Annotated in this window: 20 protein-coding genes; 8 read left to right on the top strand and 12 right to left on the bottom strand. The window is 42.6% G+C overall.

Annotation, left to right across the window (positions count from 1 at the left end; genetic code table 11):
- The 3 genes from tnpC to BXY_RS12360 form a co-directional block, all read left to right on the top strand.
- On the top strand, nucleotides 1-902 hold a 902-nt coding region (gene tnpC / locus BXY_RS23580; protein ID WP_151936888.1), incomplete at its 5' end, for an IS66 family transposase.
- Nucleotides 903-1,619: 717 nt separating this feature from the next.
- A complete protein-coding gene (locus BXY_RS12355; RefSeq protein ID WP_134993487.1) occupies nucleotides 1,620-2,429 on the top strand; it encodes a Fic family protein in 810 nt (269 codons plus the stop codon).
- Between the two features lie 793 nt (nucleotides 2,430-3,222).
- Nucleotides 3,223-3,711, top strand: a complete 489-nt coding sequence (locus tag BXY_RS12360) for a hypothetical protein (RefSeq protein ID WP_015532072.1) — start codon at nucleotides 3,223-3,225, stop codon at nucleotides 3,709-3,711.
- Between the two features lie 113 nt (nucleotides 3,712-3,824).
- On the opposite strand, the gene BXY_RS12365 is transcribed toward BXY_RS12360, so the two are convergent.
- The 6 genes from BXY_RS12365 to dapB all read right to left on the bottom strand — a co-directional run bounded on the left by BXY_RS12365 (nucleotide 3,825) and on the right by dapB (nucleotide 8,646).
- On the bottom strand, nucleotides 3,825-4,328 hold the full coding sequence (locus BXY_RS12365) for a DUF6169 family protein (RefSeq protein WP_015532073.1): 504 nt from the start codon (nucleotides 4,326-4,328) through the stop codon (nucleotides 3,825-3,827).
- A complete protein-coding gene (locus BXY_RS12370; RefSeq protein WP_015532074.1) occupies nucleotides 4,328-4,483 on the bottom strand; it encodes a hypothetical protein in 156 nt (51 codons plus the stop codon). The genes BXY_RS12365 and BXY_RS12370 overlap by 1 nt, the downstream gene beginning before the upstream one ends.
- Nucleotides 4,484-4,658: 175 nt before the next feature.
- Nucleotides 4,659-5,297 carry a WbqC family protein gene (locus BXY_RS12375; RefSeq protein WP_015532075.1) on the bottom strand — a complete coding sequence of 213 codons (639 nt, stop codon included), beginning with the start codon at nucleotides 5,295-5,297 and terminating at the stop codon, nucleotides 4,659-4,661.
- A gap of 80 nt (nucleotides 5,298-5,377) precedes the next feature.
- Complete coding sequence (gene lepB / locus BXY_RS12380; RefSeq protein WP_015532076.1) at nucleotides 5,378-6,319, bottom strand: signal peptidase I; 942 nt, start codon at nucleotides 6,317-6,319, stop codon at nucleotides 5,378-5,380.
- Between the two features lie 42 nt (nucleotides 6,320-6,361).
- A complete protein-coding gene (gene lepB, locus BXY_RS12385) occupies nucleotides 6,362-7,846 on the bottom strand; it encodes a signal peptidase I (RefSeq protein ID WP_008023887.1) in 1,485 nt (494 codons plus the stop codon).
- 35 nt (nucleotides 7,847-7,881) lie between these two features.
- Nucleotides 7,882-8,646 (bottom strand): 4-hydroxy-tetrahydrodipicolinate reductase, encoded by a 765-nt coding sequence (gene dapB, locus BXY_RS12390; protein WP_015532077.1) that lies wholly within the window; start codon nucleotides 8,644-8,646, stop codon nucleotides 7,882-7,884.
- A gap of 83 nt (nucleotides 8,647-8,729) precedes the next feature.
- Between dapB and BXY_RS12395 the strand changes: the two genes are divergently transcribed.
- Both BXY_RS12395 and BXY_RS12400 read left to right on the top strand, forming a co-directional pair.
- Nucleotides 8,730-10,013, top strand: a complete 1,284-nt coding sequence (locus tag BXY_RS12395) for a DUF2851 family protein (protein ID WP_015532078.1) — start codon at nucleotides 8,730-8,732, stop codon at nucleotides 10,011-10,013.
- 111 nt (nucleotides 10,014-10,124) lie between these two features.
- Nucleotides 10,125-10,685, top strand: a complete 561-nt coding sequence (locus BXY_RS12400; protein ID WP_015532079.1) for a hypothetical protein — start codon at nucleotides 10,125-10,127, stop codon at nucleotides 10,683-10,685.
- A gap of 69 nt (nucleotides 10,686-10,754) precedes the next feature.
- Here the strand turns inward: BXY_RS12400 and BXY_RS12405 are convergent, their stop codons facing one another.
- Genes BXY_RS12405 through BXY_RS12425 form a run of 5 tightly spaced genes read right to left on the bottom strand, consistent with a single transcriptional unit; the run spans nucleotide 10,755 to nucleotide 19,087 of the window.
- Nucleotides 10,755-11,270 carry a DUF1573 domain-containing protein gene (locus BXY_RS12405; RefSeq protein ID WP_004324271.1) on the bottom strand — a complete coding sequence of 172 codons (516 nt, stop codon included), beginning with the start codon at nucleotides 11,268-11,270 and terminating at the stop codon, nucleotides 10,755-10,757.
- 38 nt (nucleotides 11,271-11,308) lie between these two features.
- A complete protein-coding gene (locus tag BXY_RS12410; protein WP_134993482.1) occupies nucleotides 11,309-13,462 on the bottom strand; it encodes a DUF4838 domain-containing protein in 2,154 nt (717 codons plus the stop codon).
- Entirely contained in the window at nucleotides 13,437-16,403 is a 2,967-nt protein-coding gene (locus BXY_RS12415) for a hypothetical protein (protein WP_015532081.1), read from the bottom strand. The genes BXY_RS12410 and BXY_RS12415 overlap by 26 nt, the downstream gene beginning before the upstream one ends.
- A 30-nt stretch (nucleotides 16,404-16,433) precedes the next feature.
- Nucleotides 16,434-17,909, bottom strand: coding sequence for a glycosyltransferase family 2 protein (locus BXY_RS12420; RefSeq protein WP_015532082.1), 1,476 nt, complete (start codon nucleotides 17,907-17,909; stop codon nucleotides 16,434-16,436).
- Between the two features lie 5 nt (nucleotides 17,910-17,914).
- A complete protein-coding gene (locus tag BXY_RS12425) occupies nucleotides 17,915-19,087 on the bottom strand; it encodes a HEAT repeat domain-containing protein (RefSeq protein WP_008023907.1) in 1,173 nt (390 codons plus the stop codon).
- 325 nt (nucleotides 19,088-19,412) lie between these two features.
- Here BXY_RS12425 and BXY_RS12430 point away from each other — a divergent pair, with 325 nt between their 5' ends.
- From BXY_RS12430 to BXY_RS12440, 3 genes are all read left to right on the top strand, one after another.
- Nucleotides 19,413-20,756, top strand: a complete 1,344-nt coding sequence (locus BXY_RS12430) for an LruC domain-containing protein (RefSeq protein ID WP_008641725.1) — start codon at nucleotides 19,413-19,415, stop codon at nucleotides 20,754-20,756.
- A gap of 115 nt (nucleotides 20,757-20,871) precedes the next feature.
- Nucleotides 20,872-21,564, top strand: a complete 693-nt coding sequence (locus tag BXY_RS12435; RefSeq protein WP_008641726.1) for a DUF6250 domain-containing protein — start codon at nucleotides 20,872-20,874, stop codon at nucleotides 21,562-21,564.
- 36 nt (nucleotides 21,565-21,600) lie between these two features.
- Nucleotides 21,601-24,675: a chondroitinase family polysaccharide lyase gene (locus BXY_RS12440; RefSeq protein ID WP_004310350.1), complete on the top strand. Its 3,075-nt coding sequence runs from the start codon at nucleotides 21,601-21,603 to the stop codon at nucleotides 24,673-24,675.
- A gap of 439 nt (nucleotides 24,676-25,114) precedes the next feature.
- Here the strand turns inward: BXY_RS12440 and BXY_RS12445 are convergent, their stop codons facing one another.
- A complete protein-coding gene (locus tag BXY_RS12445) occupies nucleotides 25,115-26,374 on the bottom strand; it encodes a DcaP family trimeric outer membrane transporter (RefSeq protein ID WP_182019691.1) in 1,260 nt (419 codons plus the stop codon).
- Nucleotides 26,375-26,382: the final 8 nt, after the last annotated feature.

Consider the following 26,382-nt stretch of genomic DNA (forward strand, 5'->3'; position numbering starts at 1 on the left):
AGAAAGCCTCAAACCTCTTCGAAAATCTTTATAAGTGCATCCGGCAGACAGCTTTGAGTGATCCTTATAAGGCAGCCGATGAAACCTATTACAAAATACTCGTCCCGGAAAAGAACAGCAAGGGAAAAGGAGTCAGGAAGGGATACCTTTGGGTGGTTGTCGGCATAAACACCAGGATGATATACTTGCTCTATGATGACGGCTCCCGGTCTGAAAGAGTTATTCTTAACGAATTAGGCAGTTGCAAAGGTATCATACAAAGTGATGGTTACTCACCTTACCGGAAGCTCGAAAGCGATGCTTATCCCAATATCACACGCATCCCGTGCTTGCAACATATAAAACGGAAATTTATAGATTGCGGTGAGAAGGACCCGGATGCAAAAAGGATCGTGGAGCTGATAAACGCACTTTATCAAAACGAGCATAAGCATAAAGTTGGGGTTGAGGGATGGACGGTAGAACAGAATCTTATGCATCGAAAAAAATATGCGCCGGACATACTCGGAGAAATAAAAGATGTGTTTGATGAAATAGAAGAACGGGGGGATTTATTACCTAAGAGCGAACTGCAGGAAGCCATTACCTATCTTCGCAATGAGTGGAATGCAGTGGTGGACATCTTTAATTATGGTGACACTTATCTGGACAACAATATGGTTGAACGGATGAACCGGTACATATCCTTATCAAGAAAAAACTCATTGTTCTTCGGCAGCCATAAGGGGGCCGAACGAGGCGCCATACTCTATACGATAGCACTCACTTGTAGGATGCATAAAGTGAATCTATTTGAGTATCTCACGGATGTGATAAACAGAACAGCCGAATGGCAACCGAACACACCAATTGAAAAATACAGGGAACTGCTTCCTGACAGATGGGAAAAGGCTAATGACTAAAAAGGGATCATTAGCCTTTTTATTTTAATACACTATATAGAATCGCGGAGACGCTTACAAGTAGCTTTAAGTTCGATGAGAAAAGGATAAAATCGAATTTGTCCACAAACTGTGGACGATTTGCCAGTTTCGTATAGAATCGAATAATTTTTCCCACTGGATATTTATTTCCCACCTTTTCAACTCCCCTTTCACCTTTTCTCTGTTTCCTCGATGAATAAGGAGTTTATGGGTGAAGGGCAACAATTTCACCATCTCTTCACCAGTAGCGATTAGTTTCAAGAATTGTTTCAAGGCTTGAAACAATCCGTTTCTCGGTGTGAAACACTTTGTTTCCCTGCTTGAAACACTTTGTTTCAAGGCTTGAAACTTTTAGTTTCAAATAGGGTTGAAACTAATTGCGAAATAGCTTTATTAATATTGCTCAATGGTGTACCAGTTTGAGACAATCATCGGTAGTTCATCCAGAGATGTGAAAGGTACTGTGCCGTTTGAATTGAAATAGGTTAATGTTTGGTTAGAGATTCTTTTAAGGAGATGGCGGCGAGTTTGGGTATTCGCAAAATGCTAAGTGGTTGTAACAAATCGACTTAGCGTTTTTTTATTACCAACATTTTCTCTGTGTTTGCAAAAAATAGTAAGAAAATAGTCGTTTCGCTTGGTAAAGTGTTGTATCATAAGTAATTTTGGGAAAAATAACAATCAAGGTAACTTATGATGGAAAAGGGTATTTGGCAGGAAATAGAGGAACTGTATATGGAGTTTCAGCAACTCGGTATCAGTCAGTCGGTGGACTATGAGAAGTACTACCTCTATTCTCTTATTACCCATTCTACAGCCATTGAAGGTTCTACACTAACCGAAATGGATGCACAGCTTCTTTTTGATGAAGGTGTAACAGCTAAAGGAAAGCCGTTGGTATATCATCTGATGAATGAGGACCTGAAGAAAGCATACGAGCTTGCCAAAGAGGAAGCGCAATGTAATACTGCTATAACTCCTGCTTTCTTGCAGAAGTTAAATGCTACTTTGATGCGGACAACAGGGGGGATACATAATACAATAGGCGGCTCTTTTGATTCTTCCAGAGGAGAGTTTCGTTTGTGTGGTGTTACGGCTGGTGTAGGTGGGCGTTCTTATATGGGTTATCAAAAAGTATCTGCTAAAGTAGAGGAACTTTGCCTCCTGTTGCAGGAACGGCAAAAGAATGTGGAAACGTTCCGTGAACAATACGAACTAAGTTTTAATGCTCACCTCAATTTAGTGACTATTCATCCTTGGGTGGATGGCAACGGGAGAGCAGCTCGTTTATTGATGAACTACATTCAATTCTGCTATCATCTTTTTCCCGCTAAGATTTTTAAGGAGGATAGGGCAGATTATATCCTTTCTTTACAACAAGCACAAGATGATGAAACCAGCCAGCCTTTTTTGGATTTCATGGCGGTGCAATTGAAAAAATCACTGTCTCTGGAGATTCAAAAATATAAAGACTTTCACGATAAAGGATTTAGCTTTATGTTTTAATCTTGTAGGGCTTCTTTTGATAAGACTTCCGCCCGTTGTATATTGTGTTGTTTTAAGTATTAACACTTGAGTTATAGGCTATTAATACTTTGTATTTAGGCTATTAATACTTGAGTTGTTGGACATATATACCCAAGACGCAGGATATATATATCCAACGTGCAGGATATATATGCCCAATACATTGGAGATATATACCCAACAAATTGGATGTATACACTCATTAATTTATATGATGTAAGCATCTCCACAGTGCTATCTTGTCATTTATCCCTCGGCTTTTTATCTTTGTAAGCATCTCCGCGATGCCGTATTGTTTTATTTGCCATTGTGAAGGAGGTGAAGGATGGTTCTTTCTGTATTTTGCATCCTCTTTCACCATAAGGTTTTGATTTATAGTCATTCAGCTAACGGTGAAACCGGTGAACCTTCAAAATGAATCTTATAGTTGCAAGTAGTCTTTAGAAGGTTCTGTCTTAAGCTTATTGCTGTAAACTTCAATTAATACTGATTTTCTTTTCTCTTTTCTGATTTTATATTCTATCTTTGTAGTGCATTCCATTTTAAACCACGGCAGAGAACCTGCCGTATCAGTGTGGCGGGCTTTTTTATGTCCGTCTCATTAATCCTATATGGCGGTTTCGCACCCCCATGTAGGATGTTAGTGCACCTACTGCTGTCGTGGATAGTGGAATGCAATGGGACAGGCGGAACCGCTTCTTTTATTCCTTAAAACTACCTTTCTGTATCGCCCCATTAAACTTAATTTATTCACCATTTAATTAAAATTCTTATGGAAGAAGTTTTAAGCAACCAGGAGGCCCGTCCGGGGGACGCGACGCAACTCATGCACGCTATCTTTTCATCCGATGATGAAATGATGTCTTTTTATCTGACCCTCAATTGTTTTATGAATCCTGAAAGCTATCTAGTGGAACGAACAGATCGAAAGAGACTGGAGGATTTAGCTAATACGCTTTATAGTAATGTGGCGGCCTTTGAAGCCATCCGTACTTATAAGTCGATAAGTGTGAAAGAGGTGATTAGAGGATTCGGCACGCACATGATGAATACGCAAATCTCCAATACCAATCGTTTCCAGAGTGCCGATGCAGTGGGAACGTTAATGAATTGTATACTGAATACCACTAAAAACAGTTGGCAATTTAAAAAAATGGATCGGAATAACAATATACATCTTCAGAATGTACGATACTTATTGAATCGGTTGGATGCGGCAGAATCTAATGAAGAGAAGAATCGTGAAGAAGTAGTGATATAAACAGTTTTATAGAGCTCATTTAGTGATTATGGTTTAGTTGAGAGTATGATACGGGATTATAGCACTATGATGTATGATGCTATCGCTAAACCTTGATCACTTAGTCATCTGCTCTATTGGGGCTTTTGACTAAGCAACTGAATCGATTCTGTAAATTCCGTGATGACTTCAGACAGATGCGGATTGTCATTACGAAGAATGATTGTTGCGAAGTTCACAATGCCATCTGCATCCACAATAGAAGATGACATCATTGTGAAAAGGGCTTTACGGTTGTAAGTCGAGAACCAATATTCAAATAGGCGACTACGCATACGTTGTTTGTCATCACCTGTTTCACAGATATAAAGCAATGTAGAATTGTTGCGATTGAAGAATTCGTCAACGATGGAAACAATGGTATCACGTACTTTGCTATCACGGGGGGATTTGTGATTATTAAGATTGGCAATAATTAATTGATATGAATTTTTCACGAACAGAACATCATCTTCCATGAAACCAATGAAATAATGTACACCTCCATCGGTAAAGAACTGGTAGAATCCATCTTTGTCGGTCGGTTCTACCTGATAAGACGATTTCTCGTTAATATGTTCGAGTGAAAGAGATTGCATTATAGTGCAAAAAAGTTTTCAACCTCCTTGCCTGTACGTTTCTTGTATTCCTCTTTCATCGACTTTTCCAATTGGACAAGACATTCCTTTTTCTTCTCCTTTGCAGTCTGAAATTTGGTGAGGACTTCTTCTCTTGTTTTCTTTGCTTTCATCATATACTTTCTTTGCTTTCTGCAAAAATAACAAATTCTCACTGATAATCAATTACATTCGAGCATTTATTTATTAGTTGTAGAGAATTTGACATTTAATGCATGTACCTATTTCCGTAGAACATATACATTCCTTGTATCAGAAAGTTGATGTATGGATAATGATAGATTGAAGCGGTCATTGTTTACCCAGTACCAACAGGCTTTCCGGTCCCATATTGAACAACAGGTCTATGATACTCAAATTAGGTAGAAAACCCAGTTTAGACTCGAAAACCTGATAGTAAGGTTGTGGAACAAACTCTGTATCTACTTCCCGGAAATTCTTTTTGGGATGGATGACTTCCCGAAAATCGAATTCTCCGGGAGCAAACTCCATCTTATATTCGCTAGTACGCTCCATAGTGGGGTGAATATCTATCAATTCACAGACCATCCGGCATAGTTCTTCGTTGAAATCGATTAAAAATTCGTATTTCTTTTCGTAGAAAGGACGGAAGTCGTCCTTGTAATATTCAAAGAAAGGAGTACTGTTGTAGGCTGATTCGATGGCGTTCCAATGTAGATGTCTCCAGTTGCCGTGGTCGGAGATGCGGATATCCTTCATTGGGCACTTCAATGTATCGGGCTTTACGGTTGGGATGGAAAGAGCTAACTCACCCGATGGACCGGCAATGGTGCACCGGTTGCGGTAGGTTTGTTTTATATAGTGGTCGTATTGTTCTACAAATACCTTGTCATAAGCCAGTAGTTTGGTATAATATTCAACGGGAGCGAGATAGGCTGAAGATAAATAAGCGATGTTCATTTCTTTCATTTTAATTCGTTTAGGAGGCTCTGTTATTAAGGATATTATGAGATATTATGAAGGGGTTGTTTCTTTGATGATCCGGAAGATTATTTTACTGTTCTGAAGAAACGCCTCCATTGATATCCGTCAAACAAACCTGTTTCTTTTTCTTTAGAGAACCAAATGATGGAGGCTTTTCCGATGATATGGTCTTGCGGGACAAATCCGAAGAGCCGTGAGTCGGAGAAGTTGACGGTATTGTTAGACCCCATCCAATAGTAATCTTTGGTGAAATAACAGTGTTGTGTGGGTTTTCCGTCCACGTAGAGAGTGTCGTTCTTTATTTCTGCCTGTTTGCCTTCGTGCATCACGAGGGTATTCCGCAGCAAGGTCATGTTCCAGGGATAGACCCGGATAAATTTCCCTTTTCCGGGGACAATCAGCGGATTTGGTTCGGCATCTTCTTTGTTTGACAAAGGTTGAACGAAACTCTCTTTCCCATTCATGGCCTGTTCCAGCAGATAATATTCGTAACGGCTGAAACTGCGCACATGGGTGCTGTCATTACTTCCCATCAATCCGTCGTTGGTGATGGAAAGAGTATGCATGAGTGACGTAATCAGATTTTCTTTTGAAGCGGGATATGAATAAAGTCTTTTCTTATCCGGATTAAACTGTGCCTCCGGAGAAATAACGGAGAAAAGAGAATCGACCAACAACGTATCTCCCGGAACTCCGAGACAACGGCTGATATAGATTTCCCGACGGTCGATGACAGGTTGCCGGATTCCGGCAGGGTTATTGAATACTACGATGTCTTGCCGACGCACGGGACTCTCGCACCAGCGGTGATAAGAAAAAAGCGACATGAAAGGAACCCGCAGCCCGTAACTCCATTTGTTGACCAGGATACGTTCACCCTGAAAAATGGAATTCTCCATGCCGGTGGAAGGGATAAGGCAGGACGTGAAAGCAAATCCCCGGAGCAGAAGCACTACGACTACTGCTCCGGCAAATGCTAGTATCCATTTGAATTTACGAATGTTCATCAACTTTTATCACCTTATCACTCTATTCTATCCGTACACTTATCAGTCTACCCACTTGAAGAGGCGGTTCCAGCGAATCTTGCCGTCGAACCATCCACGGTCTTTGTCAAGCGATAGCCATACAACAATCGGTTTGCCCACTACGTGATCTTCGGGTACAAAACCCCAATAACGGGAGTCGGCGGAGTTGTGACGGTTGTCACCCATCATCCAGTAATAATCCATTTTGAAGGTATACTCGTTGGTCTTTTCACCGTTGATGTAGATACCGTCCGGTTTCACTTCCAGCTTATTGCCTTCGTAGGCTACGATGCAACGCTCATAGATAGGCAGGTTGTCTTCTGTGAGGGTAATGGTAGCTCCTTTGGCAGGAATCCAGATCGGACCGTAATTGTTGCGGTTCCATTTGGTATAAAGATTGAGCGGATACATCTGTCCGGCATAATCTTCGGGTTCCATTACTATTTTGCTGATTAGCTTTTTGTTGCCCAAAAGCGTTTCATACATCTTCTTGGTTAGCGGGAAATGATATACCGGATTCAGTTTGCCCTGTGCATTCCGGCTGTCCAGTCCCATTTCCAGCAGTCCGCTTTCCCAGCCGGAGTCTTCTATCAGCATGGTGTCGTCCTTGCTGATACCCAGTTCACGAAGCATATCTTCGGGAATGTACGGACCGGTGGTCTGTACGAAATAGTTGAATTGCAGGTTTTCGGGGTTCTCAATTGCTTTACCGTCAATCATCACCTGTCCGTCTACAATTTGAAGGGTGTCACCGGGCAGGCCGACACAACGCTTCACATAATTCTCGCGACGGTCTACCGGACGCCAGAGGACTTCACCGTAAGTGCGCGGGTTGTTCATTATCTGTTTACGTCCGGCAGCATAGTACAAATCATAGATGGCACGTTGCTGGGCGCGTGTTAGACTATCCATTTCAATCTGTTTGGAATAGATGCGTTGTCCTTCGCCGTAAGCCAGCGTATAGAAGTCCGTTGTCTGTTGGTAGTTCACTGCTACCGTATCTCCTGCGGGGAAGTTGAAGACAACAATGTCATTCAGTTTCACTTTGCCGAAACCCGGTACCCGTTTGTACTTCCATTGTGGCCACTCGATATATGATTTAGTATTGAAGACAGGTAATGTATGCTGCGCCAACGGCATGGAAAGGGGAGTGTTCGGTACGCGGGGACCGTAACTCATCTTGCTCACATACAGGAAGTCGCCTACCAGCAATGATTTTTCCAGCGAAGAAGAAGGAATCTGATAATTCTGGAAGATGTAGATATTGACGAAGTAGACAGCAACCAACGCAAACACGATGGCGTCTACCCAGCTCATGACACTGCGGACAGCCGGATTCTTCGACTTCTTCCAAAAAGACCAGGGAATTTTCTTTGTGATATAAATATCGAAAATGAAAGGAACAACAATTAATCCCCACCAACTCCGTACCCAGATTAGGAAGATGAGGTAAAGTAGAATAGCAGTGGCACATTTGATCCATTGTGCGCGTGTGGCTTGTCTCATAATGTTATATTTGTTTAGAACTAGCTTCTGATATTTTAGTCATTTAAGAACGGGAATAAATCACTCATACCCAAAAAACCTTCGTGTGTGGCAGTATATTCGGCTGCCAATACGGCTCCCAATACAAACCCGCCGCGGCTCTTGGCATCGTGGGTGATAGAAATGGTGTCTACATCGGACTCATAACGGATGGTATGAAGTCCGAAAACTTCGCCCTCACGGATCGAGCTGATAGGAAGTTCGTTAGGAGCACAATCGTTGGTTCCGCTAATGGCTCCGTCCGGCGCAAGGAAAGTCCCTTTCACCCATTTGTCCTTACGGTCTATCTTTTCCAGAATACCTTCCGCCAGTGTAATAGCTGTTCCGCTGGGGGCATCCAGCTTGTGGATATGATGTGTCTCGCTCATGGTGACATCGTATGCAGGGAACTGATTCATGATTTTAGCCAGATACTTGTTGAGAGCGGAGAAGATGCTGACTCCCAGGCTGAAGTTGGACGACCAGAAGAGTGTTTGGCCTCCTTCCGTACAGAGCTTCTTGATTTCTTCGCCGTGCTCGGTCATCCATCCGGTACTGCCCGATACCAGTTTCACACCGGCTTTGAACGCTTTCATATAATTGCTGTAAGCTACCATCGGATTGGTAAACTCAATGGCCACATCGGCCGATTTGAATGCTTCCGATTCGAAGTCATCCTGATTATTGATGTCAATGATGCAGACGATTTCATGTCCGCGACTACGGGCAACCTTTTCTATCTCTTTGCCCATCTTTCCGTAACCGATCAGTGCTATTTTCATTGTTTTCTGACTTATATTCAAAATAATAGTCGCAAAGATAAGATTTTTATTACATTTGCAGCGCACATTAACGTCTTGTTAACATGGAACATCTTCTCCACTACGTGTGGAAGCATAAATTATTTCCCCTGAAAGTACTGCAAACCACCAACGGCTTACCGGTAGAAGTGATTGACCCCGGTCTGCAAAACCCCAACGCCGGTCCCGACTTTTTCAACGCGAAACTAAAGATTGACGGCGCCTTATGGGTGGGAAACATCGAAATACATACACATTCTTCCGACTGGTTCCGCCACGGACATCATTCTGACAAAACATACGACTCTGTGATTCTTCATGTAGTGAGCGAAGCAGATACGGAAATAACCCGTTCTAACGGTGAACAGATACCGCAACTGTTACTTACCTGTCCGGAAAATGTGCAATTACATTACCACGAACTTTGTGTCGCGGATCATTATCCGGCTTGTTATCCCATCCTTGTCTCTCTTCCCAAACTGACGATTCATTCCTGGCTGACCGCTTTGCAAACGGAACGTTTGGAGCAGAAAGCGCAATTAATCACACAGCGTCTCAAACATTGTAACAGTAATTGGGAAGATGCTTTCTTTATCACCCTTGCCCGTAATTTCGGTTTTGGCTTGAATGGAGATGCTTTTGAAACGTGGGCGGGATTATTACCGTTTCGTGCGATGGATAAGCACCGGAATGATTTGTTTCAGATAGAGGCTTTTTTCTATGGCTTGGCGGGATTGTTGGAAGAAACGTTTCTGAAAAAGGAACAGGAAGACGAGTATAGTCTCCGTCTTTGCAAGGAGTTTCGTTATTTGCAGCGGAAGTTTGAAATCGGGCAGGGGATGGATGCTACGTTATGGCGTTTTCTACGGCTTCGTCCGGAAAATTTTCCGCATATTCGCCTGGCGCAGTTGGCTTATCTCTATCAGAAAGGGGATAAGTTGTTTTCACGTTTGCTGGAAGCGGAAACTCTGGCAGATGTGAGAACCTTGCTGGATGCCCGTACGTCTCCCTATTGGGAAAATCATTATTTATTCGGACGACTTTCTTCACAAAAGGAGAAGGCGATGGGAGAGCGTTCCAAGGATTTGATAATCATAAATACAGTGGTTCCTTTTCTTTATACATACGGCTTGCATAAGGCAGATGAACGAATGTGTGAACGTGCCGGACGTTTTCTGGAAGAATTGAAGGCGGAGAGCAATCATATTATCCGTTCGTGGAGCGATGCTGGGCTTCCGGTTGTCAGTGCGGCGGATAGTCAGGCGTTGATACAGTTGCAAAAAGAGTATTGTGATAAGCGAAAGTGTCTGTACTGTCGCTTCGGTTATGAATATCTGAAACATACATAGATTCGGGAAATTGATTATATAGGCGCAAATATTTAGTTCTTAAAATAACCAAGATGCCAAACTTGTCATTATCTTTGCGCCGTCAATTAAACTCTTAATTTGTATAGTGTTATGAGAGCTAAAAAGTTTGTATGCTGCTTGCTGGCTATGCTGCTGCTCGCCGGTGTTTCGTTTATCTCCTGCGGTAATAGTTCCAAGGCAAAAGCCGATAGTGAACTGACTACGCAAGACGGTGAAGATTTCAAATCGTTTCTGGATAAATTTACTTCTAGTGCAGCCTTCCAGTATACTCGTATCAAGTTCCCATTAAAGACCCCGATTACTTTGTTGGCAGATGACGGCGAAACCGAAAAAACGTTCCCTTTCACCAAGGAAAAATGGCCGTTGCTGGATAGCGAAACTATGAAGGAAGAACGTATCACCCAGGAAGAAGGGGGAATTTATGTCTCCAAGTTTACGCTGAATGAACCGAAACACAAAATCTTTGAAGCGGGCTATGAAGAGTCCGAAGTGGATTTGCGTGTCGAGTTCGAATTGCAGGCTGACGGGAAATGGTATGTGGTGGATTGCTATACAGGCTGGTATGGATATGACTTGCCGATTGGAGAGTTAAAACAAACCATCCAGAATGTGAAAGAAGAAAATACCACATTCAAAGAAATACATCCGTAGAGATAAGTATTAAGTATCAAGTATTCAGTATTAAATGACTGGCTAATACTTAATACTTGATACTTATTATTAGGGTTCTCCTACATAATATCCTAACTCCGATTCTTTTCCGTCCACCATCTCCCTGACAATGCCGTTTTTAGTGTTGAAATCCTGATAGAGTTCTTCATAATCACGTGTATAATCTGCGTCGGGGACTACGTTAACATCAAATTTCAGTTCTGCTTTTCCATTTGGGAGCATATTGCCGAAAATCCGGATGCGGTGAACCACTTCGCCTACATTCTTGATGCTGTTGTAGGTTGCCTTGAATTGCCTGATACCGTCTTCTGGAATGATGATATGCGAACTTTTATCCAGAATGATACAGCCACAGGAAGGTTGCATTTCTGAAATGATTAACGGAGCGTCTCCCGTATTGGTGATGGTAAACATGATATCGAGTTGCTGACCTTGCTTGATAGGGTAATAGTGCCTGACGGAATCTTTTATCGTCATGCTGGTGGGACGTACTTCCTTCCTGCACCCTGTAAAGCAGAGCGGAAGTGCCGTCAGTAGTAAAATATAGAATATAGATTTATTCATTGTTGCCATTTATTTTTGTTATATCACTTTTTCAGCATCTAAGGGATGAATGCAATTTCATCGATACCCATTTGCGTTCCCGGTTTCTTTAAACAACTGATTTTTATGCTTAATTGTTCTGTTCCGTTCAGGTCTGCCGGAATAGTGGCTTTCATCATTTCTCCTTTTTCTGGGGAGTCTTCCGGTTTCAAGTCTATTGTTTTATAGGCTACTCCGTCTTTCAACAGTTGAACTTGCTGTGGAGCATAGATACGGTGGCGGGGAAGATTCAGAAAACTGATATAGAATGTTCCTGATGCATTGAGTCCTTTAACTGGCAGGTTGATGGTACATTCTTCTCCCGGAATGATAACCCAACCGCAATGATAGTCTCCGGGTAAACCGTGAGTGCCGTCGGTCAGTTTCTTTGAATCATTTTTATTCAGTTTAGGGGTTGTGGAAGGATTCATTCCCAGAAACAAACTTTTCTTTATGTCGGAAGCAAGTATATATTGTTCCCATTCCTTTATATAATAGTCAATCTCATAGGCTGACTCGTTATAATATTCCATTCCGGCAAATGCTTTATGCTCTTTGAGTTGGGCGATCCATTCACGGGTTTGGGGGAGCGGCTGAATATCCTTTCCATTCCGCTTGGCATATCCGTAAGCGTCGAAACCGTGGTCACGTGCTAATTCCATGCGCGTGAAAGATAAAGCGGTTTGAAGCTCGTGCAGCTTTTTGCGCTCTTTCCCTTTTGCTTCGGATACAAAATTTCCCATTTCATCATAGAATTTGATAAACTTCTCCGGATAGAGGAATCCTTTTTCCGATTCTCTGATACCGGCGTAAAGTCCGAGCCGCTTACCGGATTGGGCGTTGTTTTCTAGCTCTGTGTAGTAATCGTACAGCCATTTTTTGGATACCGAGTATTCCTGATTAAAATAGCTTTTAATTAATTCATCAACCGGAAGTTCCGGGTTGATAAGAAGGGCTGATAATACAAAAGTCCTCATTTCATCGAAAGAAGAATAGCTGTAGCCGCTTCCGTTGAAAAATATGCCGCTGGCTCCGTGTTGTTTGAAAAGTTGGAGTCTTTGCTGGGCTATCTTTAATATGGGGAAAGGAGTGAGGTAGTCGTCGAAGTTGTTGATATAGTCCCATATATAGATGTTGTTCGTTACTTTCTTCCAGTTGTCGAGTTGTTCCGCAAATTTCTTGTCTTGCTCGTCCTTGCCGTCTGTCCGGCGGAGCGGGTAGTCGATAGCGCTGACAATTACCCCGACGTTGGACGGGAGCTGCTTGTCTGTGACTTGTTGCGTGGTCAGGTAGGAAGTCGTAAAGAACGTGTGTTTGGGAAAACGCTGCGACAGGCGGAGGATCAGTTCCGTAACGGCGGGAGTTGCGTTCTTCTCTGTATTTCCCAATGCGGTGCAGGTGGCACACGTACAGGCGTACGGAGTATCATCCGGTGAGATTACAAAACGGGAATTCCCCTTTTCACCGAAGTTATCTACGATGTAATTTTCTATCTGGCGATACATGTCCTCGGAAGAGAAACACAGTTGTGAGTCATCTGTTTTCCCGTGAATGGTGGCATATACTTTCTCTGCATCTTTTCCCAGTACTTTTCGCAGGTTGTGTCCCCATATTCCCCAGCTGTCGTCAAAGTTGTTCAGGCCGATAACGCCTGTATGATCGGCGTTCAGGCCGTATGGAGAATAAATACTTTGATAGTCAAATGCAAAAGCTCCGCAAGTATCATTAAGGTTGATAAGGGCGGGAGGAAGATCCGAACCGTCTATGCGCGGGTCTTCTTTGCTGATCTTCTTTATCAGTTGGTATTGCAGCCATAACATTTGTTTGTCGTCACTTGCGGTCAGTCTGATATCCGAACCTTTGCAGGCTACTTTGAATCCTCTCTGCAATGTCGGGTCTATCTGTATGATGATACGCCACATATCCATCTCGGAGACACCGAAAGCGACCATTTCATCGTCGTTTGCACGTTTCTTGAGGTGCTCGTACAGGTATTTGGCCCATCGGGTATCTCTGTCCGTCGGATCTTCGCCGATTGTGATGAGGTATCCTTCTTTAGATGGGAACATCTCCGTGCGTGCCTGCATGCGGCAGCCGGATAAAAGGCAGCAAATACATATCATTCCTGCCAATATGGGGCAAAGCGTGTCAGAATGAAATATAGACTTGTGCATAGATGTTATATAAATTTTTATAGCGTGTCGATATGGATTCTATCGGGTTGAGCGGACTGCTCCCTCGCACGGTGTTGGTCTGGTTATAATAGGTATTCCAGGTACCCATCAGACCTATGGTAATATTAGGACTGACCATGTATTGGCCTCCCAGTCCTACCATTGTATTGGTGTGTGAGAAAGAGCCGGGCAGCGCGTAATCCAATACAGCCGTTTCCGGGGCCGATCCGATACTTGCCATGGCGTTGATATTCGTCTTTCCGTCATTAGCCGGGAAGTATTTGGCACCAATCTGTGCATTGTAGTAGAAGTTGGAATTGAAGAAATGCATATCTATCTTCGTGTTGAGGCGAACGACTTCGATAGTTTTGGCTAATTCTCCGCCTACGGTGAGCAGGTTGGTCTTTGACTCATTCCAGCCGGTAAATAGATAACCGTTATCTCCGGTGCCTCCTGCAAAGAATTCGTCGTTCCATTCATAACGTTTCGTATAGGCAGCTACACGTCTGTATCCCACATGCGCTCCTATTTCCCAGTCATTCTTGAGATAATGCCGTACGGCAACATCGGCGGTAATATCCGGGAAGTATTTGGTAGCAAAGGCGGCATTGACCGTAGTGCTCCACTTCGGTGAGAAGTGATGCGTCCATTCTCCCTGTACCTGGATGCCGACCCCTCCCGGTGTCTGTTCTTCAGCCTCCATGCTGTCGCTTGCCGAGCCGCTTCGTCCTGCATAGTTGAGACGTCCCGTGTAGCTGTTCTTCTGGCCTTTTCGGGTGTATTCGGCGGTGGCAACGGAGGTAATGATGTCTTCTTCTCCGTAGCGTGCACGCAGGTAGGTCAAAGCGATCTCATTCTTGAGCATCATGCTTCTAAGGCCCGATAAGTGCCGTTGGAAAGAACGGTATTCCATGATGGAAGGCTCGTAATACTTTTGATAATAATAGGCTGAATCCGCTTGTCTGTTGGCTTCATATACCACGCCTTTGGTGTATTTCAACGACTTGTTCTGGCTGTCGTAAAGCAAAGCTGTATCAAGAACAGCGAGAGCTTTTTCGGGTTCTTTCGCCTTTGTCAGTTGCAGGGCACGATATTCGCTGCTTTGTGAGAATGCGCCTATAATCTCTTTGTTGCTCGGGTATTTATTGAGTATCGGTTTCAGGAATTCCAAAGAAGCTTCGTATCTCTTGTCGCGTTCAAGAACAGTAGCCCTCTTTGCCTGATAGAACGGTTCTTCAGGATAGTAATTGATTCCTTGCGCTGTATATTTCTCGAATTCATCGTATTTTCCGAGTAAACCGGACGAGTTAATGGCATACCGTAATCCAAGATCGCTCGATGGATTCAGGCTGACCAGTTTGATGGCTTCTTCGTATGCTTTCTTCGTAGCTCCGGCTTCCATGCACTTTTTGATGTAGGGCACTGCCAGTTCCTCGTATCCGATGACGTAGAAGATACGCATATCCTCGTCGCTCTGCTCGATGGCAGACAAATATAGTTGCAAAGCCTCCTCGGTTTTGTCCATTTTATCGAGAATAAAGGCCCTTTTCAACGTACCATTCTCGTAATCCGGGAAGTGAAGGGTGATGGTATCCAATGTGGCAAGTGCTTCATTGTAACGTTTCATATTGATATAGCAACTCAAGGTTTTTTCCCATGCGGCACCGTTCACGTCGTTGTCTATATGTTTTTGAGATACAAACAATACGTGCGGCAATGCTTCCGCATACAGACCGAGTTCCATCAGCTTTTCAGCTTTCTTCATGTGCTGCGCGCTCATGGCAAGCGTAATGTCATAATCATCAGGATACATCTCGTACATCTTTTTCAGCGTTGAATAGGCAAGATCATCCTCATTCATCTGGCGATAAAGCATATATTCTTTATAGAGAATTCCTTTATCATTGTTGCCATATTGTTTTTTAGCTTCTCTGATATAGAAGAGGGCGTCGTCGGTATATCCGCGGGTGACGGAAGTGTTCAATAAGTAGTCTAATGCTTCCTTGTTCTTGTTGCCTCCTTCGTAGGCCATGCCATATAATACATACGGATCCCGCTGTTTCTCTGCACGGGCAGCTTCCATTAATAAGTCGTTGTACATACGCCGTATGGCAGGACTGTTGTTTCTCTTCATTTGCTCGCGTATAAATACCAATGCTTCCGGATAACGCGCCAATTCACTGAGGATACTTGCCCTTTTGACGATGAGGGCACCACTTCCCGGTATGGCAGCCAAACCGTTGGATGACCAGCCTAGAGCTGCTTCCCGGTTTCCTTCCTGTAAATGCAGGTTGATGATGTCTAGGTAATATTCTTCGTTTTGAGGAGATACCTTGATTAGCTCCGTCAGTTTCTCGATCGCTTCTTTCCGGTTACCGCCTTTTTTCATTTGCTGGTAGCCTACTTCCATGCTGTAGATGTAGTCTTTCCTTAGAATGGTATCGTTCGGGTAAATCTGATTGATTCGTTTCAACAGGCGATCCGCTTCCACATCGTTGTTCTGCTTGCGGTATAGTTCAATCTTCCTTCGCCATAAGCCTCTCCAATACGGATTCACTTCCAGCAATTCATTAACGTAGCAAATGGCACTGGAGTAGTTTTCGGTAATATCTTCCACGTCTACCAGCAGGTGTTTGGCATTGACGTTGTTATAATTGTCGTCTATTGCTTTAACAAGATGATAACGCGACTGGTCATAATTCTTTTCGTGAAACCAGTATTTGCCCATGAGCCATTCAAGGTCAGAAACATTCGGGTATTTCTGAAGGCCCTCCTCCAACAGCTCTTTTCCTGCTTCCCATTCCTCGTTCGCAAAATGCTCCTGCACAATCTGGGCATATTGCTCCGGCGTCTGGAATCCATTATCGGTTCCGGAGGAAGAGGTTATCAGCAAAAACAGACAACCTAATAAGGTGATCTTATGGAGAAATTCTCTGTTCATTCTATCTTGTCTTTAATCTTTCTTTCTTGTTTAAATCGTAGCCGGTTCAGGCTTCATAGCCGATGTTTCAGCATCATCCGTATTTTCTTCTTTCTGCTTGAATCCTTTACGCTCCATATTCTTCCACTTGAAGTCTCTATTGGTCAGATAACTAAGGTATCCTCTCAATGAACAGAAAGTGATGATGGGATGATAGAAGATGGGCTCCAATATGGACGCTATGATAATCCACAGGTATTCGTATCCTCTTTTATAAAGCATCCCGACGTAATAGTCGTAGGTAATAACGACGATGGAAAGGAACTGGCAGAACGTATAGATCGTCAGGTAAATCATCCACGCCGTATTCCAGTTGACCGCTCCTGTAAAGGCCAGATAGATAAATACGATCAAACCGGTAAGCTCGATGATGGGCGCCAGAAACTCAAATACGAACATATAAGGCAGAGTCAGCAATCCCATCTGTTTATATGTTTTCTTGAAGATCATCTTATGGTGGATACTAAGTGTCTGGAACAATCCTCGTGCCCAACGGGTACGTTGACGGTAAAGCATCGCCAAGTTGGGAGGTCCTTCCGTCCAACAGCAAGTATCAGGAATCTGAATAATCTTATAAGGACGGGAGAAGTCGCACATGTATCCTACCATGCGGGTAATGAGGTCCATATCTTCTGCAAAGGAAGTACCGTCGTATCCTCCGGCTGCAATGGCTACGGAACGGTCGAAAAGACCGAATCCACCGGAAACATTCGGCATACCATTGATTGCAGACCATCCCATTTTACCAATCAGGTAGGAACGCATGTATTCGAGGTTCTGGAAAAGCGGAATCGGAGTACGCGGAGTTCTCACGTCTACTATCTGCCCGTCTTTCACTACGCATCCGTTTGCCATCAACATCGTTCCGCTGACTGCGATTACCTGTTTATCGGAAGATATAATGGGCGATATACAGCGGTAAAGAGCATATTTCTCTAAGATACAGTCTACGTCCGTACAGATGAAATAAGGATATGAAGAAACATTGATACCTGCATTGGATGCATCCGCCTTGGTTCCTCCATTCTCTTTGTCTACAACGATGAGTCGACTGTATTTCGGACTGGTAGATTTGAAGAGTCTTCTGAACGGTTTGGTTTTGATTCGCTCAATATAGGCATAGGGCACTTCTATCAGTTCGTAATGTTCAATCATCTTCTTCAACGTACTGTCCGTGCTTCCGTCATTAACGATCACCACCTCGAAAAGCGGGTATTCCAATGCGAGCATAGAGTTCACGTTATCAATGATTGTCTTTTCTTCATTGAAAGCAGGGGCAATTACCGAAATACCCGGTGTATAGGGGGATTCCTTAATTGTTTTCCGCATATAGCTTTCCACATAGTAATCTTTTCTCCGTTTCAGAGAAATGAAAGAGAGGAAGGCGAATGTGACGAAGAATATCGCCAGCATACTCGTATAAAAGAATACGAAATAATTGAAGAATGTAAATATTATATCTCTCATATTCTCTAAATTAACTGGTTGATTAACGGATGCTTGGTATGGGCAAACAATATAGCTGTGTGGGAATCTGCTTTTCTCTCCAATTGATCGAATGTTTTTCTTCCCATTGCACTGTATTCATAGAGGGCTTTCAGGATGATACGTTTTGTCCCCCAGTTGTCTGCTTCATCATAAGCATTGTAAAGAAATCCTAATGCCTTATCTGTTTTCAGGTCTGCAACAGCCGAAATGATTTGTCGCTTGACTTCTTCCGGTTGCACATGATACATTTCAATCAGCTTGGGCTCGATCTCTTTATATTTTAGCTTTCCTAAAGTTCTGATCGCTTCGCCCCGGATTTCGGTAGAGCGTGCGTTGATTTGTTTAGCCAGAATGGGAGCACTATCGGTTTCATTATATAACCGGATTTCGTTGATAAAGAATATCTTAACATTCTCTTCGGCCGAAGTATTCACCCATTTTATAAAGCTCGGTGTGTTATATCCCACCTTCTTGCGGTGTTCCAAAATGGCATGCAATTCCATCATATCCCATTGTCTCAACTTCATGCCGATGTCTTCGTCGAAGAAACGGAACGGATCTCCCTGGCTTAGCCACATATAAGTGTAGCGTGCAGAGTTCCTCAATTCTATTTCACGATGATAGAGGAAGCGTACCAATACCGCTTCAGAGGCATATCCGTTGATGGATTGAATAAGTTTCAGCGCTTGTATCTTTGCTCTTTTGGAGCCGAATTGAAGTTCGCGTTCAAGGAAACGCGTGATCTGGAATACGGTTTGAATCGTTTGATAGTTTAGTTCATGGATGTCATCTTCATGTACACTCTTGATTTCTGTTAATAGTTGAGTGATAATACGTAATTCATTAGGCTTGGGACGTTTTTTCGTATCATACTGTAATCTGTCTGCGATTTCCTCTTCACTTAATGTGTTAGAATCTAGCGAGATAGATTTCATTTCCTCGTAATATTTGTCGAAAGCTTTGTTGTATCTTCGCTTCTCTTTCCGCCTTTTGAATATACCATATATAATATGGAATAGGAGAAACAAGTACGCAATAATACAAAACATTACCGCAATTGAGCATATTCTTATGATTAAAGGATAGCCAATAAACTTGTAATATATCCAATAGAAATAATATTCTATGTAATCTATACCATACAGTACTTGATCCATTTCCCTTGATATTTAATCTATAAAACTTGTATATTCAAAACAAAAGTTCTATATTTGTTGTATTGAATGTTCTGTCTAATGCAAATATACTAAATAACTTGTATATATTATCCATTGTTTATGAACAGGGCTTTTGAGCCATATTTGAGCTCTTGTGATTATTTTCGATGGAAAGGATTGAAATTACAAATAAAGGCAGGTAAAATGCCATTAAGCGTTAATTATATTTTTGATAAGTTAACATATAGGGCTCGGATATGGGTGCGATAAGGTAGAGCTTTCATAGGAAACTGAAACAAACAATAAATTTAAAAATTAGATTAAAATGAAGATTAAAAGTTTGATGTATGTCCTTATGGGGACGATGTTGGTTGTTGCTTGTACAGACAGTAACAATGAAGAAGGAATAGTGGATAATGGAGGAGGAGATGATTCCCCGCAGTATGTTATTCCGGCAGGGTTTGATTTTGCAACTAGTCGTACTGTCTCTGCTAAAGTTTATTCAAGTAAGCCTGTAGCGGTTGATTTGTATTGGGATTCAGAAAATCAGGAAAGAAGTTTGTTGGTGAGTGGCCTGCTTGTTGATGGAGAGAAAGACTTGGAATTGAATGTGCCTATTCACTGTGCCAATATTTATTTGAAGTATTCTGATGGAACAGATAAAACAGCATCATTTCCGATAAATAGCGTGACTCGGAGTGGCGAGACTGTAGCAATAACTGTACCTGAAGATGCGGTGGCGGTAACTAGTGAGGAAGATGATGGATGGTTTTTCTATCATAATACAGGCGTTGCTATGTTTGAAGACAATTGGCCGATTGAACCAGGTCAAGACAATGATTTGAACGATGTTGTTTTTGAGTACGATTTGAAAGTAACCGAATGTCAGGCTGAAAAATGGTTCGAAGCTGGTCAGGGATATAAAGAAGGATTGAAGTTGACTTTGGATATTCGTGCTAAAGGCGGTAGATATCCTATTAAATTAGGTGTAGTATTAGGTGGCTTGGATAAAAAGTATATAGAGACTGTTGCAACCCGTATTCTTTTGAAAGAAGGACAAGGAAAAGAAACCGAACTTGCTACTGGGGAAATGAAAGCAGAAATGCCTCAACAGCAACTCTTTGGAAAATCGCAATTTTGTAAAGTTACGGTAGACACGGAACACGGTAGTCCGGTTATCATAATGGATGGTTTGAGTGCTTTGGGTGATAATACTAATTTCTTCCAGACTACAAAAGGTTTTATAAATCCGGGACAAGGCATGTTGCGTGCAGAAATTATTTTGGGAGCTAAGGTTCGTACTAGTCTTACTGAAGATTTGGATCAATTGAAAGCTTATCGTGCTCTTATTACTGATACTCATAATCAGAATTTCTTTATTGTGACAAATACGAATAAAGAGATTCACATGAAAGGCTATAGACCTTCTTATCTTTATACTAATTACGAAGCTGATTCAGCCGGTGAAATGATGGAAGGTGTTCCATATTGTAATAAGAATGGTTTTGTTTGGGGAATTAAAGTTCCTGTTGGCGTAAAACATGCTTATGAAAAGGTGCTTTTTGATAACGCTTATCCTGAATTCCGTGCTTGGGTGACTAGCAATGGAGCTGATAACAAGGATTGGTATTTGCATCCGGCTGCTGAAAAAGTGGTAGAAGCTTGGTAATACAAAATCCCGGTCAATACATTATTTGAGATATTTTGTACAATTTGAGCCCCTCTTTTTTCGAAAAGAGGGGTTTCTTTGTATCCGGAAGAATTATCTTTAAACTAATACCGTAATGACGAAGCGATTTTTTATTAGCTACAGTTTGATTACTTTATTTCTCTTGGATAGTGTAGTGCTGTTTGCACAATGCGAAAATGCGTTTGCACAACAATGGAAGATAGAAGATGCATCCCATGCCTTGCAGGTGATAGAACGTACAGATACATTAGAATTGATCGTGCCGGATGGATTGACTATGTGGTATCAGCAGCGATTGGCGGGGAATTATGAGGTTAGTTACCGCACTTGTATGGTGATGCAAGGAGGGAAGTACGATCGCTTGAGTGACTTGAATTGTTTTTGGGCTGCCAATGACCCTAAATACCCAGATGATCTTTTCACTCGTAGTCAGTGGCGCGACGGCATCTTTAAAAACTACAACACATTAAACCTTTTCTACGTTGGATACGGGGGAAATGATAACTCGACGACTCGTTTCCGTCGTTACAGAGGAGAATATTATGGAGTAGCAGATGACAAGGTGAAACCCTTATTGAAAGAATATACTGATGCCTCTCACTTGCTTGTTCCCAATCAGTGGTATCAGATTCGCATTAAAGTGGAAAAAGGAATCACGACTTATTCTGTGAATGGTGAAGAACTGTTCCGCTATGTTCTTACAGGCGGCGAAGGTGACGGACACTTCGGTCTTCGTCTCTTGCAGAATCATGTCCTGTTTACAGATTTTAAAGTGACTACTCTCTGACTTATATACTGAAAAACCTAATAAGACGATATATCCATGATGAAACAACCTTTTATTAAATTTGGAGTGACAACTCTATTTTCTCTTTTGTGTTCAACATTCCTTCATGCGCAAGTCGTAACAGATGAGCGGATGTTTTCTTTTGAAAAACCGCAAATACCGGATTGTATCACCGCTACCCATTCCCGCCTGTCGGTATCAGATCTGCATTATAAAGATGGAAAACATTCGTTGGAATGGACATTTGAACCGGGTGGTATATTGGAACTCAAGAAAGACCTGAAGTTTGAGAAGAAAGATCCGACCGGCAAGGATTTATATCTTTCGGCTTTTATTGTGTGGGTTTATAATGAAGTGCCTCAGAATGCGACTATTGAGTTTCAGTTTCTGAAAGACGGCAAACGATGCACATCTTTCCCTTTTGGTATTAATTTCAGTGGTTGGCGCGCTGCATGGGTCTGCTATGAACGTGATATGCAAGGCACACCGGAAGAAGGCATGAATGAACTCCGAATTATTGCTCCAAATTCAAAAGGAACCCTTTTCATCGATCATTTGATTACGGCTACTAAGGTTGATGCACGTCAACAGACGGCCGATCTGCAAGTCCCTTTTGTCAATGCCGGAACCACCAACCATTGGCTGGTTGTCTATCAACACTCGCTTTTGAAACCGGATATTGAATTGACTCCTGTAGACGATAAGCAAAGAGCAGAAATGCAACTGTTGGAAAAGCGTTTTCGTGATATGATCTACACGAAAGGCAAGATCACAGATAAAGAGGTTGAAAATATTCGCAAGAAATATGATTTCTATCAGATCACTTACAAAAACGGTCAGGTTTCGGGAGTACCTATCTATATGGTACGTGCCGCCGAAGCTTATGAACGAATCATTCCGGATTGGAACAAGGATATGCTCACTAAGATGGGTGTGGAAATGCGTGCTTATTTCGATCTGATGAAAAGAATAGCTGTTGCATATAATAATAGTACGGCGAAACCGGTGATTCGGGAAGAAATGAAGAAGAAGTTCTTGGCAATGTACGATCACATAACCGATCAGGGCGTGGCTTATGGTAGTTGTTGGGGAAATATCCATCATTACGGGTATAGTGTTCGCGGCCTGTATCTGGCATATTTCTTGATGAAAGATGTGCTTAGGGAAGCAGGCAAACTCCAAGAAGCCGAACGGACATTACGCTGGTATGCGATTACTAACGAAGTGTATCCCAAACCGGAAGTTGACGGAATTGATATGGACTCTTTCAATACACAGACCACAGGGCGTATTGCCAGTATTCTAATGATGGAAGATACACCGGAGAAACTGCAATACTTGCGGTCTTTCTCTCGTTGGATTGATTATGGTTGCCGTCCTGCACTGGGGCTGTCCGGTTCATTTAAAGTGGACGGAGGTGCTTTCCATCATCGCAATAACTATCCGGCTTATGCCGTAGGCGGACTGGATGGGGCAACAAACATGATTTATCTTCTTAGCCGGACGGAATTTGCAGTTTCCAAGTTGGCTCATGAAACGGTGAAGAATGTATTGCTGACCATGCGCTTTTATTGCAATAAACTGAATTTCCCTCTTTCTATGTCCGGTCGTCATCCGGATGGAAAAGGTAAACTGGTTCCTATGCATTTTGCCATGATGGCTTTAGCCGGTTCTCCCGATGGAAAGGCGGAATATGATAGTGAAATGGCTTCTTCTTATCTTCGTTTGATTTCAAATTCGGGCGTTGAGAATGATGCTCCCGAATATATGCCCAAAGTTTCAAATGCTGAAGAACGCAAAGCGGCAAAGCTTCTGATAGAGAAAGGTTTCCGTCCGGAACCGGACCCACAGGGGAATATAGCAATGGGTTATGGTTGTATCTCTGTTCAACGTCGCAGTAACTGGTCTGCCGTGGCCCGTGGACATTCCCGTTATTTATGGGCGGCTGAACATTATTTGGGAGCGAATTTATATGGTCGCTATCTGGCACACGGCAGTTTGCAGATATTGACTGCTGCACCGGGGCAGACAGTGACTCCGGCCACTAGTGGTTGGCAGCAGGAAGGTTTTGACTGGAACCGTATCCCGGGAGTTACATCTATTCATTTGCCGTTGGAACAATTGCAGGCTAAAGTACTCAATGTAGACCGTTATTCAGGAATGGAAGAGATGCTTTATTCTGATGAAGCTTTTGCAGGCGGATTGTCTCAACAGAAGATGAATGGTAACTTCGGAATGAAGTTGCACGAGCACGACAAGTATAACGGATCGCACCGGGCACGTAAATCTTACCATTTCATCGATGGAATGATTGTCTGCCTTGGATCGGATATTGAAAATACAAATACGGAATTCCCCACTGAAACGACTATCTTCCAATTGGCAGTCACAGATAAGGCGGGACATGACTATTGGAAAAATTATCAGGAAGATAAGAAAGTATGGGTAGATCATTTGGGAACAGGTTATTATGTTCCGACAGCCATTCGGTTTGAGAAAAACTTCCCTCAACATTCGCGAATGCAGAATACGGGAAAGGAAACAAAGGGTGATTGGGTTTCTTTGGTAGTAGATCATGGAAAGGCGCCGAAAAACGGAAGGTATGAATATGCTGTTTTGCCTCAAACGAATGAAACCGCGATGAAGAAGTTTGCGAAAAAGCCAACTTATAAAGTATTGCAGCAAGACCGGAAGGCGCATATTGTAGCGTCCGCTTCCGAGCAGATTGTTTCTTATGTATTGTTTGAAACTCCTGAAACAACGTTGCCGGGTGGTCTGTTGCAGCGTGTGGATACTTCCTGCCTGGTTATGACTCATAAAGAATCTGCTGATAAGATTAAACTGACGGTAGCACAACCTGATTTGGCTTTGTATCGCGGTCCAAGTGACGAAGCGTTTGACAAAGACGGGAAGCGGATTGAACGTAGTATCTACTCTCGTCCGTGGGTTAATAATGGAAGTAGTGAAATACCGTTGACTGTGACCATAAAAGGCCGATGGAATGTGGAAGAAACTCCCTATTGTACGGTAGTCTCCTCCAATGAAAAGCAAACAATCTTGCAATTCAGTTGCAAAGATGGTGCTAGCTTTGAAGTGGAACTAAAGAGATAAGAAGTCAGGCAGTCAGAAAATGTTTTGTTTCCCTTTGTATAAGCGTGGTTTCCAAAGCTTTGAAACTGTTGTTTCTAGCCGCAGAAACTTTAGTTTCTACAAAGGGAAACTTTGGTTTCAAGCGTATGAAACTCTAGTTTCAAGTAAGGAAACCAAAAGTTTCAAATAGCGAAACGATTGGTTTCTCGGTGTGAAACTAATCGTTTCCCGTAATGAAACAAAGGTTGTATATAAGTGAAGTAAATATGACTGTTGGGGCTCCCGTAATGAATGTCTCCGATTAATGAAATGTAGTTTGCTGTTTTCGGTGACAGCAATATTGTCATCACAATGCTGTCACCGATTGCTGTCACAATGCTAATCGTTTATAATCAAATCATTAGGTAGTAATCGGTGACAGGTGACAGATATATAATCAAAAGAATTGTGTAGAGAGAGATTAGAACATGAACATGGCAACAGCAACAATGCGGTTGTTGCATACGGCATGAGTATCTCTGATTTTTCCGTTGGAGGCATTGAGTGAACCATACCATGCAGAGCTTAAGGTATATTCCAAACCGAATTTCCAGTGGGGAACATTGTAGGTCAGTTCTGCCCCTGCTGTTACTAACTGATCGAGGTTTGTTCCCGTTCCATACACTTGAGCGTCAGTTCCATCTGGAGCATATAGTGCATCGCTTGTTCCCAAATTCTTAGCATAACCTACAAAAATTCCAGGTTTCCATTTCTTTCCGTAGACAACATTCAACCAAGAGCTGGAGAAACGTATGGGAGTATATTTTTGTTCTCCGGTGTGCTCGTCAACTGACTTAATGCCGAATCCGCCTAATCCGGAGGCTTGTGTAAGATTGGAACCTAATACACTTTTTGCGGCAATGAACCAGGCTTTATGAGTATATTTCGCATGGGCCTCGTAAGAAAGGGTAGTTATGCGTTCGTTTATTTTATATTGATCTCCGTTCGCTCCCCAAGCATGTATGCGTGGCTTTAATGATAATAATTCAATGCCGACACCTGCCAATAAGCCGTCTTTCTTGTAGTCAGCTCCTACATATATCTCCGGGATGCAACCATTCTTTAAGTATTCATGACTTTTTTTACTCTCTTTCGGTTTGTCAGGATTGATACCTTGTGAAGTGTATTGTGATTGCCATACTGCTGCTCCGGTAAGTTGGAAATTCTTGTTTGTATAGCGATAACGAATTTGAGGTGCACGACTAAATGGTTGGAACGGTGCTCCTACGGAGAGATTAAGAATCTGTGGAGACACATCTCCAAATAACGGATGCCAAGTCTGCCCGAGCAATACAGCCGATTTTCCCCAATCCAGATTCAAATAAGCATGGCGAAGTCGAATGACCGAATAAGAGGTACCTGTACCACGGAAGTCAACCTCTACTTTGGCAGATGTCTTGGCCGTCCCCAGCTTCGGACCGGCAACGTCTACTCCGAGACGTGAATACAAGGTATAGAAATTGCTGTTGGGCGTTGAGTTCAAATCATTCCCATCCGGATCACGTACCTTATCTTTCGGATACATATAGAACAATCCGTCTACGGTTTCTTCATTAGCACGACTATTATAATATAAGTCAGTACGAATCTGTCCGTAGAATTTGAACTTGAAATCCTGCATTTGTGCGAAACTGCCCGATACGATTATCAGGCAAAGAAATAAGAGAATGTACTTTTTCATAATGTGCA

This window comes from Bacteroides xylanisolvens XB1A (assembly GCF_000210075.1).
In the GTDB taxonomy this organism is placed as follows: Bacteria; Bacteroidota; Bacteroidia; order Bacteroidales; family Bacteroidaceae; genus Bacteroides; species Bacteroides xylanisolvens.